We start from the raw sequence: 16,876 nt of genomic DNA, 5'->3' as shown, positions 1-16,876 counted from the left end.
TTTTGCCCTACACCGAAGTGAAAACCGATCTAGGTGTTTTTTCGCCAGCCTTAGCGCGGGTTGACGACGGTGGCGATTTGAAAGCGCAGTTCGCCAAAGCGCGTGCGCGTGGCGATATACAACGGCAGGCGGCGTGCATCGTTGGATATCCAGGCCTGGGCCAAAAGCTGTGTTTTGTCCGTCGTCAGAATGTCGAGTTGCAAGGCGTCGCGTGCACCCAAGGCGCTGCCGATGGGTTCGGTTTTGTTGACGCGGACGGCCACGCCGCGCACGCGATGATTGGCATCCAGGAAGGAAAATTGATAGAGCGCGCCCACTTTCAATTCCGCCGCGCGCACGGAATAAAAAAGCGTCAGCAGATCGAGCGTACCCGGCGCAATCGCGATGACTGTGCCATTGGGCAGTTTGGCTTGTTTGCTGCTCCAATCGTAATCGGCGGCGACCTGTTTGACGCGGCGGCCTTCGCGCAAGCGGGTGTCGGTTTTGATCGGTTCGAGCGAATCGGCGTCGGCGAAGCTAATCAACTGATCGTTGACGTTGACGAGTGTGCGCGCGGCGCCTATCGAAGCCGCTTCCGCCGCAAATTCAAACACGCGGCGGTCGCCGACATAACCCTTTTGCCGGACTTCAAAACTGGCGCGCCCGACCGAAGTGAAATTGCCCCAAGCGATGTCGTAATTGAGGCGTTCGCCCAAGTCAAAAGGGAGCTTGGCTTCGCCGCGCGCGCCTCCCGGCGGATGACCGTTCGTCGCGGGCGCACCGCCTTCGGGCGCCTCGGCCAGCGGCGTGTTTTGAATGCGCGGCTGCGTGCCGCGCGAAGTTTGCGTGGCATTCGTCAATTCGGCGCGCACCTCGCCAAAGGGCAGTTGCGCTGAAATGGCGATGGGCAGCCGTTGGGCATCGTCAGAGAACCAGACGCGCGCGCGGAATTTGCTGAATTGCTTTTCTTTGGGCGTGAAATCCACGCGCACAGCGTTGTACCGGCCCAGTTGGGAAATCACGGCCTCACGCTTTTTCACCTCGACTTCGATTTCCAGCGGTTGTTTGCCATACAGCACACTGAAGCTTTGCTTCCAGCCTTCCGCCAACGGCTGCTGGCGCACGGCGTAGAGCAGGGAAGTGAAATCGTAGGTGTTGGGTGACAGTGGCAACGTACTGTCGTCGTTAAAGCGGGCTTCGCGGTGCGCTTGATCGAAGAAGATGGTTTCATCCATCTGGTTCACCCCTTGCCGGATGGTGTTTTCCAAGCGGTACGGCAGCAGCGACCGCGGACTGGCGTAGGTCGTGTACTGGTTGTACATCTCAAAAAAGATCGCTTTGACATCACCCGCCGTCTCAACTTTTGTGCGCAGTTGATAACCTTCCTGGCCAAAGAAGGCGCCGCGTTCGACGACCTCGGTTTCGAGCCGTGCGGCGGAGGCAAAACGCGACCAGGTCACGTTGTAAACGAGCCGTTCACCCGCCACAAAAGGCATTCCCTCACTGGCCAAGGCGGCGGCTTTTTCCGTTTTTGGGGTGGCTGGTTTGGGCGGTTGCGTGAATCCCGGCGTGGTTTGCGTGGCCTGCCCGCCGGGCTGCGCCAGCAAACGCCAGCCGCATAAGCCCAGCCCGCCGACCAACAGCGCCGCCATGATGACCTTACGTGAAAGAGTACGAAGCATTAAAAGCAAATCCGCCTTACTACAGAGAATGAATGCGCCAATGAGGGGCCTATTAACGGTCTACGAAAACGGCCTATAAAAATTGGAAGCTGCCGGAATCAGAGCCGATTGAATGGAAGCGTCGTCAGCATACGTTGCGAGCGATGTTTTCAACGTTGGTCTATCAGCGCTGTCGTTAATTTATTGAACGGGGCCTGAGTCAAAGGCCGCATGCTTTCACGAACTACGTCGAGGCTTGTTCGATTTCTTCAATAATTTTCCGGGCCGCCGCCGCCGGGTCAGAGGCCGCCAGAATCGGGCGGCCAACGACTAACAAACTGGCGCCCGCGCGTATCGCTTCACCGGGTGTCATCACCCGCGCCTGATCATTCAACGCCGCCCCAGCCGGACGCACACCCGGGGTCAGCAGCACGAATGACGGATTGTGCACTGCCGCGCGGATTGGCGCAATCTCTTGGGGCGAAGCGACCACGCCATCAAGGCCCGCCTCGTCGCAAAGTTTTGCCAAATGCACAACCTGCGCAGCCAGTTCCCGTTCGATGCCCAACTCGCGCAAGCTTTCCGGCGTGTGGCTGGTCAGAATCGTCACGCCCAAAATCAATGGACGGGCCACCCCTTCACGTGCGGCAAATTCCCCGACCGCCTCAGTAGTCGCGCGCAACATCGCCGCACCGCCCAGCGCGTGCACATTGAAAATCCGCACGCCCAGCCGCGCGGCTTCGATGCCCGCCTTGGCCACGGTGTTCGGAATGTCGTGGTATTTCAGATCGAGAAACACGTCTTCGCCCAGGCCCACAATACGGCGCACGATGTCCGGCCCGGCGGCGGTGAAAAGCTGCTTGCCGATTTTGAACATGCCGGCGATTCCGCGCAGTTGTTCGACCACGTCCAAGGCTTGTGCGGCGGAATCCACATCAAGCGCCACGACCAATGGATTACGGATTGTGGATTGCAGGTTACGGATTGCGGATTGCGGATTGCGGGTCACGGGTGGCGGATTGTGGATTGCGGATTGCGAGTTATGGGTCACGGTATTTACCAACTTTCAAATCTCGAATCTCAAATTCTTAGGGCAGCGCCAGTCCATACAGTTTGACCGGATCAACATAAATCCCTTGCCAGCGCACGGCGGCGTGCAAGTGCGGGCCGGTCACGCGCCCTGTGTCACCGCTGAGTCCAAGCACCTGGCCGCGTTTGACGGTCGCGCCTTCTTGCACCTTGAACGCGGACAAATGCAGATACAGCGTCAACAACCCCAGGCCGTGATCGAGCACGACGCAGTTGCCTTCAAAAAACAGATTGCGCGCCAGCACGACCTTGCCGCTGTTCATGGCGGCGATGGGCGTGCCCAGGTTCGCGTCGTAATCCACCCCGTGATGCGAACCGCGCCGCTTGCCGTTGAATGTCCGGCGTGTGCCGAAAGCCTCTGTCATCACAGACTGGAGCGGCAGGCGAAACGGGCCTTCCCACAGAGGTTGTGCCGACACACGGCTGAAGGTTTCATTTTTCAACCCACGTTCCCGCGCAATGCGCGCCCGTATCTGCGGATTCGGATCAAGAAAGTCTGGGTCAACGCTCAGCCGTGACAACGGAAACTTGACCTGTCCAACCGGCACGTTATAGGTCGAAGTCACGATCTCGCCGCTGGCCAGTGTGGCTTCAACAACCAGCGGATAACTGGCCTGCGCGGCTTCCGGGCCAACGCCCGCCACCGCATACCACGCGCGCGCTTTGGCGTCGAAGTTAAACAACAGCCGCCGCCACATCCAGGTGCCAGTCACGCGGTTGATCGTCCCGGTTGGCGCCGTCACTCGAAACACGCAGGGTGAGCCATTCACAAGGCGTTCCGGTTCCAGCGTGACGACAAAGGACGGCAATGTTTGCGCCGTCGCTTGGCTTGCCAACGCGAAGCTCGCCAAAAAGGCCAATTGCAAAAACGCCCACTTGATGCACTGCGCCTTGAGCATCAATTCATCTTACTCCTGGGCCAGCCTCACCGTGCCGACGAGTTGCCCGATGTTCGCCAGACGGTGCTGTTCGCAATATGCGGCCAATCCGGCGGCGATTTTGAGAGACGCGCTGGGATCATAAAAGTTCGCCGTGCCCACCTGCACCGCGCTGGCACCCGCGATGATGAATTCGAGCGCGTCCTCGACGGTCGCAATACCACCAATGCCGAGCAGTGGAATTTTGACCGCGCGGAAAGCCTGGAACACGCAGCGCACGGCAATCGGTTTGATTGCCGGGCCAGAAAGCCCGCCCGTCACATTGGCCAGGCGCGGCTGGCGCGTATGAATGTCAATCGCCATCCCGACCGCCGTGTTAATCAGCGACAGCGCATCCGCGCCCGCTGCTTCGACCGCGCGCGCCACCGCCGCAACATCGGTGACATTCGGCGAGAGCTTGACGATCACCGGGCGCGTGGCGACTTTCTTCACCGCCTCGGTCACAGCGGCAGCCTGGCGCGGGTCATTGGCAAACGACTCGCCGCCCGCCTTCACGTTCGGGCACGAGATGTTTAGCTCGTAGCCGTGAATGCCCGCGCCCTCTTCCAGCAATTCAATTGCCTCGATGTATTCATCAACCGTGTAGCCGAACACATTCGGAATGATGCGCGTGTCGTACTTGCGCAACTCCGGCAGCTTCTCCGTGACGAAGGCGCGCGCGCCGATGTTTTGCAAGCCGATGGCGTTAAGCATGCCGCCGTGCGTTTCGACGATGCGCCAGGGGGCATTGCCGCGCATCGGTTTGGCCGACAGGCCTTTGGTGCAAATGCCGCCGAGTTGGTTCAGATCAATCAACTCGGCCATGTCCAGCCCGTAGCCACACGTTCCGCTCGCCGTCAGCACGGGATTGTTGAACGCGATGCCGGCGACCTCGATGGCCAGTTTTGGATTTAGAGCTTGGTGGTTATTCATGCTTCAGAAACTGCCGCAGCAACGCTTTGTCCTTTTCATAGGTGAGTTTCTCGACCGCTTCGGCCAGCGGAAACCAGGCGATGCCGGTGACTTCGTCCGACGGCTCGAAGTTGGCATTGCCCACCGGGGTCATGTGCCAGAAGAGCACGACTTTCGGACGGCCTTTCACTTCGTAAGCGGTGTGACCGGCGAAGCTGGTGATCATCGTGTCATAACCGGTTTCTTCCTTGACCTCGCGTTGCGCTGCCGCCTCCCAGCCGTCATCGGTCTTTTCGATGTGGCCTTTCGGCAGCGTCCAGTCGTGGTATTTGGGCCGCATGATCAACAACACCTGCCGCCCGCGTTTTGAGGTGCGCCACAGAATGCCGCCCGCCGCATAGGTGATCTTCGGGGATTGCGGATTACGGATGGCGGATGGCGGATTGGTTTGTTGTTTCGTGCTTTGCTTTTTTTTCACTGTCTTTTTATTGACCATACCTAGCTCCTAAATTCCGCCATCCGAATTCCGCATTCAAAAGTGCAATTCGTCACCCCAAAAGACCGGCCCATCGGTGCAGACTTTTTTGTACACGAAACCTTCGGCGCATTCGTGTTTAACCGCCACGGCGCAGCCGACGCACACGCCGAAGCCGCAGCCCATCGGCGCTTCCAGCGAAAGCTGCGCGGGCACGTCGTAACTCGCCGCGATTTGCGCCACGCGCTGCAACATCGGATCGGGACCGCAGGCAAAGATGATCTTCGGCAACTTCGGCGTTTCTTGTAGATAACTTTCCAGCGGCACGGTTACAAACCCCGTCACGCCATAACTGCCATCCATCGTCGCGCCGTGCACGTTGCCTTTGGCAATCAGCGCTTCAAAATCTGCCAGCCCGCACAGATCGCCCTGGCTCGCGCCGCCGATAAAGAGCCGCGTCGGAATCTGCCAGGCGATCAGCTTTTCGGCCAGCATATACAACGCCGGAGCGCCCACGCCCCCCGCCACCAACACGGCCTCACGCCCGCGCGCCGCATCCAGATCGTAGGTGTTGCCGAGCGGGCCTAGAAACTCAACGCCCGCGCCCGGTTGCACTGCGGCCAGCGCCTGGGTGCCGCGTCCCAAAATTTGATAGATAAACTCGAACCTGAGTTCCTTGCTCGTGCGTTGGCTGCGGTAAAAAGCCATCGCCCGGCGCAGCAGCGGTTCGTAAATGCCAGCGGCTTTGAGCATGGCGAACTGGCCGGGCAGAATCGGGAACGAGTCCGGCAGGCTTAACCACAACCGCCCGTAGCGGCGTCCGGACAGCGCTTGGCTCAACTCGTTGCGTTCGACCGTGGCGATGGTGTCTTTCATGAGATTCGGCATCCGTGGATTCGGGAAGTTCTCCGTGCAGGGCAGATTTGAGGAAACAGGCGCGCAGTCTAGCAGATGCTTTTCAAAACGAACAAGCTGGGCGTTGCCGGCGTGGATTGTCGCACCAACGCGAATTCGTGTATCGTGCCGATTGGTTCCAATACTTCAATCTACAGGCACAAGCATGAAAGCCAATAAAATTTACGTCTACGTCATTGTCGGCATTGTTTTACTCGCCAGCAGCCCCTTCATCCTCGGACTAATCTGGCCGCGCATCAACGACGTGCGCACGGGCGAGACGCCGCAATACGCCGACATTAAACCACAACGGTTCAACCAACCGGCAGACAAAGTCTTTGCCGCCGCCCTGGCCGTTGCGCAAGCCAGTGGTTGGGAAATCCGCTTGACTGAACCGGCCCAAGGCACGATTGATGCGACCGCGACGACGCGGCTGCTGAAATTCAAAGATGATGTGACCATCACGGTGACGAGCGGGGACGGCGCAACCATCGTCAACGTCCGCTCAAAATCGCGCATCGGCAAAGGCGATCTGGGCACCAACGCGCGCCGCATCCGCGCCTTTCAGATGGAATTGGCGAAACGGTTGTAGGCGTTGTATATTCGGCGCGGCGCAAATCAGCGCTACCTCTTCAAACCAGATGAACCCAATGGAAAACGCCACGCTCCCGAAGCGAGAAGAAGAATTACGCTGCAATTTCTGCGGCAAACCCCGCACACAGGTGCAATTGCTGCTGACTGGCGCGCACGTCGCCATTTGCAACGAATGCGTCAACGTCTGTGTGCAGATGCTGGCGCAAGAAGCGCCCCGGCGCGACCTGCCGTTGCAAGAGTTGTTGCCCAGCTTGACGGGCATCACTGCCCAGATGATCGAACAGGACGAAACGGAAGAGAGAGCCTATGGACTTTATTGAAAAATCCGTGGTGATGACCGCCGCCGATATGAGCCGCGTGCTGGCGCGCATGGCTTCGCAAGTCGTCGAAAACAACCCCGACCTCGGCAACGTGCTGCTCGTCGGCATACGGCGGCGCGGCGTCCCGCTGGCCGAACGCATCGCCGCCAAGATCAACGAAATGGACGGCGTTACCGTCGCCACCGGCGCGCTCGACATCACGCTCTATCGTGACGACCTAAGCACCGTCGGCGAACGCCCCGTCGTCAATAAAACCGAATTGCCTGCCGACATCACCGGCAAGACGATCATTCTGGTGGATGACGTGCTTTACACGGGCCGCACGATCCGCGCCGCGCTGGATGAACTGATTGATTTTGGCCGCCCGCGCCGCGTGCAACTGGCCGTGTTGATTGATCGCGGCTGGCGCGAATTGCCAATCCAGGCCGATTACGTCGGCAAGACCGTCACGACCACCGAAACCGAAATCATCAAGGTAATGCTGCCCGAATTCGACGAGACGGAAAAAGTCATCGTGGTTGAACACCCCTAAGTGTTCTAAGTTCTGGGTTCTGAGTTCTATGTTGGAGGAGGTCGCAATGGCGGCGATCAGAAAGTTTGAGGAGATCAAAGCCTGGCAAAAGGCCCGCGAGCTGGCCCACGAGATTTACAAGACTTGCGGCAGCGGTGCGATTAGCCAGGATTATGGCTTGCGCAATCAAATCTGCCGTGCCGCCGTTTCGTCAATGAGCAACATTGCTGAAGGTTTTGGGCATAGCAGCAACAAGGACTTCGCCCACTTTCTCGATATGGCGCGCGGCTCGACGATGGAAACGCAATCGCTGCTTTACGTGGCGCTGGACATTGGTTATATCAACCAAGCCGCCTTTGACAGCTTGTATAAGCTCGCTGAAGAAACGTCTTCCCTGATCATCGGCTTTTCCAGCTATCTGCGTGCAAATCAAACCCGCTAATACATAGAGCGGGTGATTTACAAACGCGGCACTCAAAACCCAGAACGTAGAACTCAGAACCTCGAACTTTCCGAATGCCTCTTAAACGCAAAGACCTGCTGGGCATCGCCGACCTGAGCGTCGAAGAGATCAATTTGATCCTCGACACCGCCGAGACGTTTCGCGACATCAACACGCGCCGCATCAAAAAAGTCCCCACGCTGCGCGGCAAAACCATCATCAATCTTTTCTTTGAAGCCTCGACGCGCACGCGCACCAGCTTTGAAATCGCGGCCAAGCGCCTCTCCGCCGATGCGATCAACATTTCGGCTTCGACATCGAGCGTCGTCAAAGGCGAGACGCTGATTGACACCGCGCTCAATCTGCAGGCCATGTCGCCCGACGCGATTGTCATCCGCCATCCGTCATCGGGCGCGCCGCACGCGCTGGCGCAACACGTACAAGCCGGTGTCATCAACGCGGGCGATGGCGCGCACGAACACCCGACGCAGGCGCTGCTCGACGCGCTGACCATCCGCCAGAACAAGCACCGGCTCGCAGGCTTAAAAGTCGCCATCATCGGCGATGTGCTGCACAGCCGCGTCGCGCGCTCCAACGCGCACCTGCTTTCCAAGCTTGGCGCGCACGTAGTCTTCGCCGGGCCGCGCACGCTGCTGCCTTTCGGTTTTGAAAAACTGCTCGCGCCGTCGGAAGGCTCCGTGACCTTCGCCCCGCACGTCAACGATGCGATTGCTGACGCCGATGTCGTGATGATGTTGCGCATCCAATTGGAGCGGCAGTCGGGCGGCTTTTTCCCTTCGTTGCGCGAATACTCGACCTATTACGGCCTGAACCGCCGCCGCTTGGCGCTAGCCAAACCTGGCGCCATCGTCATGCACCCCGGCCCGATCAATCGCGGCGTCGAGATTGATTCCGACGTAGCCGATGGGCCCTTCTCGCTGATTTTGGATCAGGTGAACAATGGCGTGTCGGTGCGGATGGCGGTGCTGTATTTGCTGGCAGGCGGTGAATAGCTGTGCCCTCATCTCCAATTTCGAGTCGCAGTAGTTCCAAAAATTGGGGTGAAACATAGACTTGGAGACTCAACTGATTCCTGATTCCTGATTCCTGATTCCTGCCAGGCAGAAAATCAGCCAGCATTTTTCGTTGGTCAGGAATCAGGAACCAGGAGTCAGGAGTCAGTTCTCTGGTACGACACTTCGCGACAAGCGGAAATTTGGAACTCCTGAGTCTCCAATTTCAAATTTGAAATTATGTCTTCCTTGCTCATCAAAAACGGCACCCTCATTGACCCCACGCAACAACTCGAAGCGCGCCGCGATCTGCTCATTCGCGACGGCAAAGTCGAAACCATTGATGAGACAATCAATGCAGAGGGTGTCAAAACCGTTGACGCCACCGGCTTGATCGTCGCGCCCGGCTTCATTGACCTGCACGTACATCTGCGCGAACCGGGCTTTGAATACAAAGAGACTATCGAAACAGGCGCGCGGGCGGCGGTGGCGGGTGGCTTCACGTCGGTCTGCTGCATGCCCAACACGAAGCCGGTCAATGACAATTCGTCGGTCACTAACTTCATCATCGAACAGGCGCGCAAGGCTGGCTTGGCGAACGTCTTTCCGATTGGCGCGATCACGCAAGGTTCCAAAGGCGAGCATCTGGCCGAGATTGGCGAGATGAAGGCCGCCGGGATCGTGGCGATCAGCGATGACGGCAAGCCAGTGGTGGATTCGGGCATGATGCGCCGCGCATTGGAATACGCCCGCGATTTCGATCTGCCGGTGGTGGATCATTGCGAAGATTGTTGTGGCGCGACGGGCTGGGCGATGCACGAGGGCCAATACTCCGCGCTGATGGGGTTAAAAGGCTTGCCCGGCTTGGCCGAAGACCTGCACGTTTCGCGCGACATCATGCTGGCCGAAATCACCGGCGCGCGCGTGCATATCGCGCACATCTCGACGGCGCGTTCGGTTGAACTGGTGCGCGAAGCTAAAGCCAAGGGCCTGGCCGTCAGTTGCGAAGTCGCGCCGCACCATTTCACGCTGACCGACCGCGATGTATTTGAGAGTCGTTACAATACCAATTTCAAAATGGCCCCGCCGTTACGCGCCCAAAGCGATGTGGATGCGATCATCGAAGGCTTGCGCGACGGCACGATTGACGCGATTGCGACCGACCACGCGCCGCATCACGCCAACGAAAAGATGCTCGAATTCGACCGCTCGCCCAACGGCATCATCGGGCTGGAAACGGCGGTCTCTTTAGCCCTGGATCGGCTGGTGCACCGAGGCGTGATTTCGTTGAGCCGGATGGTGGAATTACTGTCCTGTAATCCGGCGCGTTTGTTCGGGCTGGCGCGCGGCACGTTGAAAGCTGGCGCGCTGGCCGATGTGACAATCTTCGATCCGGTTAAACAGATCAAGGTGGAGGCCGGGCAGTTTCAATCCAAGAGCCGCAACACGCCGTTTGATGGCTGGGAATTACGTGGTGCGCCGGTCGCAACCGTCGTTGCCGGCCGCCTGGTCTGGACGGCTCGCTGACGCCAACCACAACTGCTGTATCAAGGGTTCACGAAAGGACGTTCTCTGTATGGCCGAAGCAGTTGTCGAAAGCACTTCCAACAAAGCGCCCTTGCCCAACCGACTCACCTCGCTCGACGCCTATCGCGGTTTCGTTATGCTGCTGATGATGGCCGAGGTGTTGCACCTACGCCGCGTTTCAACGGCTTTACCGGAGAGCGGTTTCTGGCGCTTCCTGGCCTGGCATCAATCGCACGTCGAATGGATTGGCTGTTCGCTGCACGATCTGATTCAACCGTCGTTTTCATTTTTGGTTGGCGCGGCCTTGCCGTTCTCGCTCATCAGCCGCCAACAGCAGGGCCAGACGAAAGCGCGGATGTTACGCCACGCCTGCCAGCGCGCGTTGATTCTGATCTTCCTGGGCATCTTCCTGCGTTCGGTCAATCGGCCCATGACTTATTTCACCTTTGAAGACACGCTGACGCAGATCGGCTTGGGCTACGTGTTTCTGTTCTTGCTCGGCTGGCAAACGATGCGCGTGCAATGGCTGGCGCTGGGCGTAATTCTAGTCGGTTATTGGCTGGCGTTTGCGTTGTACCCGTTGCCGCCTGCCGATTTCGATCTGACCTGGGTGGGTGTGGCGAAAGACTGGCCGCACCTGCTGACGGGTTTTGCCGCGCATTGGAACAAGAATACGAATTTTGCCGCTTGGTTCGATCAATGGTTCCTGAATCTGTTCCCACGCGAAAAGCCGTTCGTATTTAACGGCGGTGGCTATCTGACGCTGAGCTTCATTCCGACGCTGGGCACGATGATTTTGGGTTTGCTGGCGGGCGGCATCTTGCGTTCCGACCGTAGCCAGCGCGAGAAAGCCAAATGGTTTGTGATCGCTGGGCTGGTTGGCTTGGCTTCAGGTTGGCTGCTCGGCTGGCTGGGAATTTGCCCGGTCGTCAAACGCATCTGGACGCCGAGTTGGGTGCTGTTTAGCGGCGGCTGGTGTTGCCTGTTGCTGGCCGGGTTTTACAGTGTGCTGGATTGGCACGGCCAGCGGCGTTGGGCCTTTCCGTTGCTGGTGATCGGCATGAATTCAATTGCCGCGTATTGCATCGCCGAATTGTGGGGCGGCTTTATGACCGCCATGCTCAAACGCCATTTCGGCCAGAATACTTTCAAGCTGTTCGGCGAAGCCTACGAACCGTTTTTGCTGGGTGTTGGAGTGCTGGCGATTTATTGGTTGATGTTGTTCTGGCTGTATCGCAAAAAGATTTTCATTCGGATTTGAGGAGCGCGTCTACGAAGGAGCGCGCTGTACGGGAAAACGGTACCGCGCGCGTGAGCAAGCAGCGCGTCAAGTGAGGCGAATTGGCAGCAGGGCAGCGCCTCCGCTTGCTCACGCGCGCGGTACCGCCCCCACACGCTGCCCGTACACGCAATTGCAAACTGATCTAGCGGTTTTGCGCCACGAGCTTTTTGATATGCACGCTGCCGCTAAAGGATTCGGCTTTGAGTTGCGCGCCACCTTTGCCCGCAACGCCTTGCACGGGGCCACGGCTGCTGAGTTTGCCGGTGGTTAGTTGAATGGGAAAGTCGGTGTTGATCGTGCCGCTAAACGATTGCGCGGTCAGATTGAATTCGCTGTCGGCGGGCAAGGTCACGACGACATCACCGCTGAAGCTGGAAAATTCGTAACGGCCATCGGCATATAGCTTGCCCTGATAGCGCACGCTGCTGCTCAGACTTTTTATCCGCAAATCATGCGAATCCACTTCGCGCAACGTAACCGAACCGCTGATGGTTTCGGCCTCGATGCGCCCTTTGACATTGGTGATTTCGATGTTGGAACTGGTCGCGGTGGCGCGCACGCCTTCATCCGCCTTGCGCACAATGACGTTGCCGGTGAAAGAGGTCGCCACGACACGGCCCCGCACGTCTTCGATCAGCACGTTGTCGCTGTTCGAGGCGGCTTCGACATCGCCGCTGACCGTGCGAATGGTGACGCTGCCGCTGGAGCTTTGCGCCGCGACGCGTCCGCCGATCTGTTCCAGCCGAATCGAACCGCTGGCACAATGCGCGCTGGCATCGTCGCGCACTTTGCTCAGGGTAATGTCGCCGCTCGAACTGCGCGCCGTTGCTCGTGCGGCCACATCCGAAGCGCTCACATTGCCGCTGGTGGAACTGATCGAAAGGCTGCCGCCGATGTGCTGGGCGGTCGCATTGCCGCTGGTGCTGGAAACATTCGCATTGCCGGTCACCTCTGTCGCCGTGACGTTGCCGCTGGTCGAACGCGCACTGACGCTGGCCAGCGGGCCGGTGATCGTCACATCACCGCTGGTCGAAGCAATGTTGTTGAGCACGACGGAACGCGGCACTTTCAAATCGTAATTCACGCTGGCCGTATTCGAACGGCCCCGCGGATAAACGGTCGTGATTTCCAAACGTTCAGGACGGCTCGTGACACGGATTTCGATCAACGGCCAATCCTCATCGCGGCGCGCGTTTTTGACGGCGTCCACCTGCACACGATTCTCGTTCCAGGTCGTGATGCGAATGTAGCCGCTGCTGTTGGTGACGCTGATCGTGCCGTCGGAGTTGAGGTTGTAAACTTCGTGCAACTCGCGCGGGAACGATTGCGCGGGTGCGGCGGCGGTGAATGCCGTCAGCAGCGTCAGCAAAGTTGCCAAGTTGAACAGAACGTTTCGCATCTTTATCTCAAAAGAAGAGGAGATGACGGAACAGACGGAAATAACGGAACAGACAGAACGCGTCTGGGCTGGTTTAGTTCTGCTTCCGTCTGTTCTGCTATTTCCGTCTGTTCCGTAATCTCTCTTCATGCTTCTTTCACCTAATCTATTGCCCCGCCTGCGTCGCAATCTCCTGCATCAATTCCAGCTTCTTCGCATACGCAGCCAACAGGAATTGGCCGCTCGCCGCGTCTTCCGGGCGTTCGCGCAAGGCGCGGCGGCTCTCGGCAATTGAGTTATCAATCAATGCCAAACTGCTCTCATACCGTTTCAACAACCCGGGCGCAAAGTTGTCGCGGTGGCGCGCAATCACGCGGTCAAGCAATTTGAGCGCGCCCTGATATTCGCGTTCGGCGCGCGCGATCTGATTTTGAATCAACTGCGTTTCACTGAATTTCGGTTGCGGTTTGAGCGGCGTGCGTGGCGCATTCTGAACCGGCGCGTTGTGTTTCGCCAAATCTTTTGCGAGTGGCGTGGGCGGAGCGACCTGCGACTGCTCCGGCGTTACGCCAGGCGTGGGCGCAACGGTGACAGTCGGTGACGGCTTGAGCCTTGCCAGTCGCGGATCATTGCTCTGCTGCGATTTGAGATAGTAGGTCGTCGCCATGACCGAAACCACAACCAGCACCAGCGCCAACGCCACTTGCCGCACCACTGCTGCGCCGGAAAGCCAAGCCAGTATCCCAGCAATGAAGCCGGCTTTCTCTGGCGCAGCGGCAGGTGCAGTCGCTTCAGTATGAATGCGCGCCTGAATCGTCTGCCACATTTCCGGCGCCGGTTCGAGCGCGGTCTGTTCGTAGTATTGCGCGAAGATTTCATGCTCGCGCTCGAGCGTCGCCCGCGCCTGCACACAGTCGGCACAATCCGCCAAATGCGCCCGCACAGCGGCGGTCTGGCTCTCGGCCAATTCGCCGTACAAGAAATCTTCGAGTTCTGTCTGACAACGTTCGCAATTCATAACTTCTCCGGCAAAGCTCATCAGAGCTAGACAGGATTTACAGGATTACCAACAGGATGAGCATGAGGTTACTGGAACGGTTTGTCCCAAAGCTTTGAATCCTGTCAATCCTTCCCACCAATCCTGTTCATCCTGTCAAAATATCATTGCCTTTCAACACGCCGCGCTTTCTAAATACGTCCCCAGCCGTTTGCGGATTTCCAGCCGCGCCCGGTGTAAATCCGTCTTCAGCTTGCCGACGGAATGGCCGGTCAGCGCGCTGATCTCTTCGTAACTTTTCTCATGAAAAATCTTCAGACTGAACACGACGCGTTTGTCTTCGTCCAGGTCAGCCAGCGCGCGGCTGATTTTCACGGTCAATTCGCGGTCGAGCATCGCTCCCTCCGGCAACACGCCTGGCGCGGGCAATTGGAGCGTTTCCGGGGCGTCTAGGTCTACCTTCTTTTCGGCTTTGATCTTTTGCCGAATCGCCTCACGTACAACGTTGCGGGCGATGCCGAAAAGCCAGGTCGAGAGGCGCGCTTCATCCTGCAAGCCGCGCAGGTTGCGGTAGGCGCGCACAAAGGTTTCCTGGGCCAATTCTTCGGCCAACTCGTGGCTTTGCACCAGGTTGTTGATGAAGCTAAGGACAGGTCGGCCATAACGGTTGAAGATGAGATGAAACGCATCTTCGTCTCCGTTCTTCGCTCGCGTAACCACGCCGGGCGCGATTTCGGAAAAGGCCATTGTCCCTCGCTTCTCGCTCGCTATCGCCCAACTGCTCATCACATTCACACTGTGTTTCCCTCAAAACTTCTCTTGCGTGTTCCGTGGGGTAAGTGACGAGCCGGGGCGGTTGGTTTCAACCTGCCGTAAATTTTGCAGTGCGCCTAGTTTACAGGCAAAGGATGCCACTTGGGCCTTGCCCGGCACTGCTTCTTTCACTGGCAACGAGTGCGCCTAGTTTACAGGCAAAGGATGCCACTTGGGAGCGCTCGTATTGAACCAACCACGGGGCACACGGGGCGCACAGGGAGACCAAGCAAATATAGATTTCAAGATAATGATTTTCCCCACGAAGCCACACGAAGATTCCACGAAGAAAGAAATACCCATCAATCCTGCTTCGTGTTTTCTTCGTGTAGCTTCGTGGGAGAATTTCTTTTTCTTGAAAGCTATATATGTGAGGGTAAAGTTGCGATCTGCGGGCGCAGTTTGTGTTTCCCCCCTCTTCCCCCGTGTGCCCCGTGGTTCATTCCTATTTGCAAACATCTTGTTTCAAAGCCATCGGTCAAAGAAATCCATTGCGCCATTCTCCCCGTAATCGCTGGTGAAAAGGAGACTTCACCTATGACCGCAGACATTGAACGTTATATCGGCGCTTCAACCCGCATTGCCACCACTGACCTTGATTGGGACGAAGCCAGCCGCGTCGGCCTGACCGAGGACGAACGCTTTGTCATCACCTACTTTTCTGACATTGAAAGCCAGACGATCCGTTACCTGCGCAGCCTGCTCGGCATGAAAATCGCCCTCGAACCCGCCGTCACGGCCTTTCTGGCGACCTGGAACTATGAAGAGTTTTTCCACGGCTACGAACTGGCGCGCCTGCTGGCGGCCTGCGGCCATCCGTTGGAAGAAAATCGCGTTGAACAAGTCCAAAAGCGCGGCACGCTCAAAGAATGGCTCGAACTGGTGCTGACGCCGCTGTTCTCGCGCGTCTTTTATCATCAGTTCCCGGCGGTGTATCTCTCGTTCGGCGCGATTCAAGAAATGACGACGTTGCGTGGCTATGAACACCTCAAACAATTCACGCGCAATCCCGTGCTCAAAACCCTGTGCGACCGCATTGCCAAACAGGAGCGCCGCCACTTCGCCTGGTATTTCAATCACGCCCGCCAGCAACTCGAACAAACGCCCGGCGCACGCTGGTTGACGCGGCGCTTGCTGGAGTCCAATTGGGTGCCGGTCGGCGCGGGCGTCAAGACTACGGCGGAAGTCAAACGCCTCTTCACCACCGTCTTTCCCGCCGCCGCGCGCCGCAAAGTGGTGCAGGAGATTGACGCCAAAATGGGCACGCTGCCGGGCCTGGCAGGCATCCGGTTGATGGAGCCGTATTTTGAAAAAGCCGGGGCGCTGTGACGACTTCTCAGCCACGGCGCAGCATTTGAGCTTGGCACGACAGTTCAATACGCCCAGCCCGCGCAGCCGGGCGGAAGCATAAAGCCCAGGGTGGAGCGCGCTTCGCGCGGAACCCTGGGACAGCGCCGTGAAGAACACATTAGCCCACGGAGTGGGCGGCAGACCTTGGCAAATGGGCGAATGGGCGAATGAGCGCACATCCGCCATCCATGTTCGCGGGCTGGCGCCGCAATCACTTGGGAATGCGGCGCTAAATATGCCTAGCCCGCGAACGATCTCCGCAATTCATTTCCACAAATAACGTTCGTCATATTCAACGTCGTGCAATTTCAGCAACTGCACGAACTCCTCTTCAAACGATTGCTGTTGGTGATGCGCTTTCTGATTGGCGATGTAACGGCGCACGGCGGCAACTTGCGACGTGCTCACCGTAAACGCGCCGTAGCCGTTTTGCCACGCGAACTGCTGTAACTCTGGGAAGACGGCGTGCAACCAGCCAGACGCATTCGCTTTCAGATCGCGCAAGACCTCAGACACGGCTTTGTCCTGCCGCAATTTTGCCAGCACGTGCACATGGTCTTCGACGCCATTGATCTCCAACGCCACGCCGCCCAGCCCGCGAATGGTGCCGCCGAGGTATTCATATAAACGCGGCTGATAGGCCTCGGTGATCAGCGGCTGGCGTTCTTTGGTGGAAAAGACGAGGTGGTAAAGCAGGTTGACATAAGATTGAGGCATGGCAT

Annotated in this window: 18 protein-coding genes; 8 read left to right on the top strand and 10 right to left on the bottom strand. The window is 58.1% G+C overall.

The window, feature by feature from the left end:
- Nucleotides 1–50: 50 nt before the first annotated feature.
- The 6 genes from HY011_26485 to HY011_26460 form a co-directional block, all read right to left on the bottom strand.
- Nucleotides 51–1,661 (bottom strand): DUF3108 domain-containing protein, encoded by a 1,611-nt coding sequence (locus HY011_26485; protein ID MBI3426492.1) that lies wholly within the window; start codon nucleotides 1,659–1,661, stop codon nucleotides 51–53.
- Between the two features lie 223 nt (nucleotides 1,662–1,884).
- Nucleotides 1,885–2,604 carry an orotidine-5'-phosphate decarboxylase gene (pyrF, locus tag HY011_26480; protein MBI3426491.1) on the bottom strand — a complete coding sequence of 240 codons (720 nt, stop codon included), beginning with the start codon at nucleotides 2,602–2,604 and terminating at the stop codon, nucleotides 1,885–1,887.
- Nucleotides 2,605–2,728: 124 nt separating this feature from the next.
- Complete coding sequence (locus HY011_26475) at nucleotides 2,729–3,628, bottom strand: M23 family metallopeptidase (GenBank protein MBI3426490.1); 900 nt, start codon at nucleotides 3,626–3,628, stop codon at nucleotides 2,729–2,731.
- Between the two features lie 9 nt (nucleotides 3,629–3,637).
- Nucleotides 3,638–4,579, bottom strand: a complete 942-nt coding sequence (locus HY011_26470; GenBank protein ID MBI3426489.1) for a dihydroorotate dehydrogenase — start codon at nucleotides 4,577–4,579, stop codon at nucleotides 3,638–3,640.
- On the bottom strand, nucleotides 4,572–5,054 hold the full coding sequence (locus HY011_26465; protein MBI3426488.1) for an NUDIX hydrolase: 483 nt from the start codon (nucleotides 5,052–5,054) through the stop codon (nucleotides 4,572–4,574). Before HY011_26465 ends, HY011_26470 begins: the two co-directional genes overlap by 8 nt.
- A 36-nt stretch (nucleotides 5,055–5,090) precedes the next feature.
- Nucleotides 5,091–5,921 carry a dihydroorotate dehydrogenase electron transfer subunit gene (locus HY011_26460; protein ID MBI3426487.1) on the bottom strand — a complete coding sequence of 277 codons (831 nt, stop codon included), beginning with the start codon at nucleotides 5,919–5,921 and terminating at the stop codon, nucleotides 5,091–5,093.
- A 172-nt stretch (nucleotides 5,922–6,093) separates the two neighbouring features.
- On the opposite strand from HY011_26460, the gene HY011_26455 reads away from it, so the two are divergent.
- The 7 genes from HY011_26455 (at nucleotide 6,094) to HY011_26425 (ending at nucleotide 11,595) form a co-directional block, all read left to right on the top strand.
- The gene (locus HY011_26455) at nucleotides 6,094–6,519 is read left to right on the top strand and encodes a DUF1499 domain-containing protein (protein ID MBI3426486.1); all 426 of its coding nucleotides are present in this window, start codon (nucleotides 6,094–6,096) and stop codon (nucleotides 6,517–6,519) included.
- Between the two features lie 58 nt (nucleotides 6,520–6,577).
- Nucleotides 6,578–6,841 (top strand): ClpX C4-type zinc finger protein, encoded by a 264-nt coding sequence (locus tag HY011_26450; protein ID MBI3426485.1) that lies wholly within the window; start codon nucleotides 6,578–6,580, stop codon nucleotides 6,839–6,841.
- Complete coding sequence (pyrR, locus tag HY011_26445) at nucleotides 6,828–7,373, top strand: bifunctional pyr operon transcriptional regulator/uracil phosphoribosyltransferase PyrR (protein MBI3426484.1); 546 nt, start codon at nucleotides 6,828–6,830, stop codon at nucleotides 7,371–7,373. Before HY011_26450 ends, pyrR begins: the two co-directional genes overlap by 14 nt.
- A 46-nt stretch (nucleotides 7,374–7,419) precedes the next feature.
- Nucleotides 7,420–7,794 carry a four helix bundle protein gene (locus HY011_26440; GenBank protein ID MBI3426483.1) on the top strand — a complete coding sequence of 125 codons (375 nt, stop codon included), beginning with the start codon at nucleotides 7,420–7,422 and terminating at the stop codon, nucleotides 7,792–7,794.
- Nucleotides 7,795–7,868: 74 nt separating this feature from the next.
- A complete protein-coding gene (locus HY011_26435) occupies nucleotides 7,869–8,807 on the top strand; it encodes an aspartate carbamoyltransferase catalytic subunit (GenBank protein ID MBI3426482.1) in 939 nt (312 codons plus the stop codon).
- A 240-nt stretch (nucleotides 8,808–9,047) separates the two neighbouring features.
- Nucleotides 9,048–10,334, top strand: coding sequence for a dihydroorotase (locus HY011_26430; GenBank protein ID MBI3426481.1), 1,287 nt, complete (start codon nucleotides 9,048–9,050; stop codon nucleotides 10,332–10,334).
- A gap of 49 nt (nucleotides 10,335–10,383) precedes the next feature.
- The gene (locus HY011_26425) at nucleotides 10,384–11,595 is read left to right on the top strand and encodes a DUF5009 domain-containing protein (protein ID MBI3426480.1); all 1,212 of its coding nucleotides are present in this window, start codon (nucleotides 10,384–10,386) and stop codon (nucleotides 11,593–11,595) included.
- 163 nt (nucleotides 11,596–11,758) lie between these two features.
- On the opposite strand, the gene HY011_26420 is transcribed toward HY011_26425, so the two are convergent.
- From HY011_26420 to HY011_26410, 3 genes are all read right to left on the bottom strand, one after another.
- Nucleotides 11,759–13,015 (bottom strand): DUF4097 family beta strand repeat protein, encoded by a 1,257-nt coding sequence (locus HY011_26420; protein ID MBI3426479.1) that lies wholly within the window; start codon nucleotides 13,013–13,015, stop codon nucleotides 11,759–11,761.
- Nucleotides 13,016–13,160: 145 nt separating this feature from the next.
- The gene (locus HY011_26415; protein ID MBI3426478.1) at nucleotides 13,161–14,012 is read right to left on the bottom strand and encodes a zf-HC2 domain-containing protein; all 852 of its coding nucleotides are present in this window, start codon (nucleotides 14,010–14,012) and stop codon (nucleotides 13,161–13,163) included.
- A gap of 153 nt (nucleotides 14,013–14,165) precedes the next feature.
- Nucleotides 14,166–14,738 (bottom strand): sigma-70 family RNA polymerase sigma factor, encoded by a 573-nt coding sequence (locus HY011_26410; protein MBI3426477.1) that lies wholly within the window; start codon nucleotides 14,736–14,738, stop codon nucleotides 14,166–14,168.
- Between the two features lie 603 nt (nucleotides 14,739–15,341).
- Between HY011_26410 and HY011_26405 the strand changes: the two genes are divergently transcribed.
- The gene (locus tag HY011_26405; GenBank protein MBI3426476.1) at nucleotides 15,342–16,133 is read left to right on the top strand and encodes an acyl-ACP desaturase; all 792 of its coding nucleotides are present in this window, start codon (nucleotides 15,342–15,344) and stop codon (nucleotides 16,131–16,133) included.
- Between the two features lie 285 nt (nucleotides 16,134–16,418).
- Here the strand turns inward: HY011_26405 and tnpA are convergent, their stop codons facing one another.
- A complete protein-coding gene (tnpA, locus tag HY011_26400) occupies nucleotides 16,419–16,871 on the bottom strand; it encodes an IS200/IS605 family transposase (GenBank protein ID MBI3426475.1) in 453 nt (150 codons plus the stop codon).
- Nucleotides 16,872–16,876: the final 5 nt, after the last annotated feature.

The sequence above is a fragment of the Acidobacteriota bacterium genome (assembly GCA_016196035.1).
Lineage (GTDB): Bacteria > Acidobacteriota > Blastocatellia > RBC074 > RBC074 > JACPYM01.
Note: the sequence above shows the minus strand (reverse complement) of the source record. Positions and strands in the feature narration are given on the sequence as shown.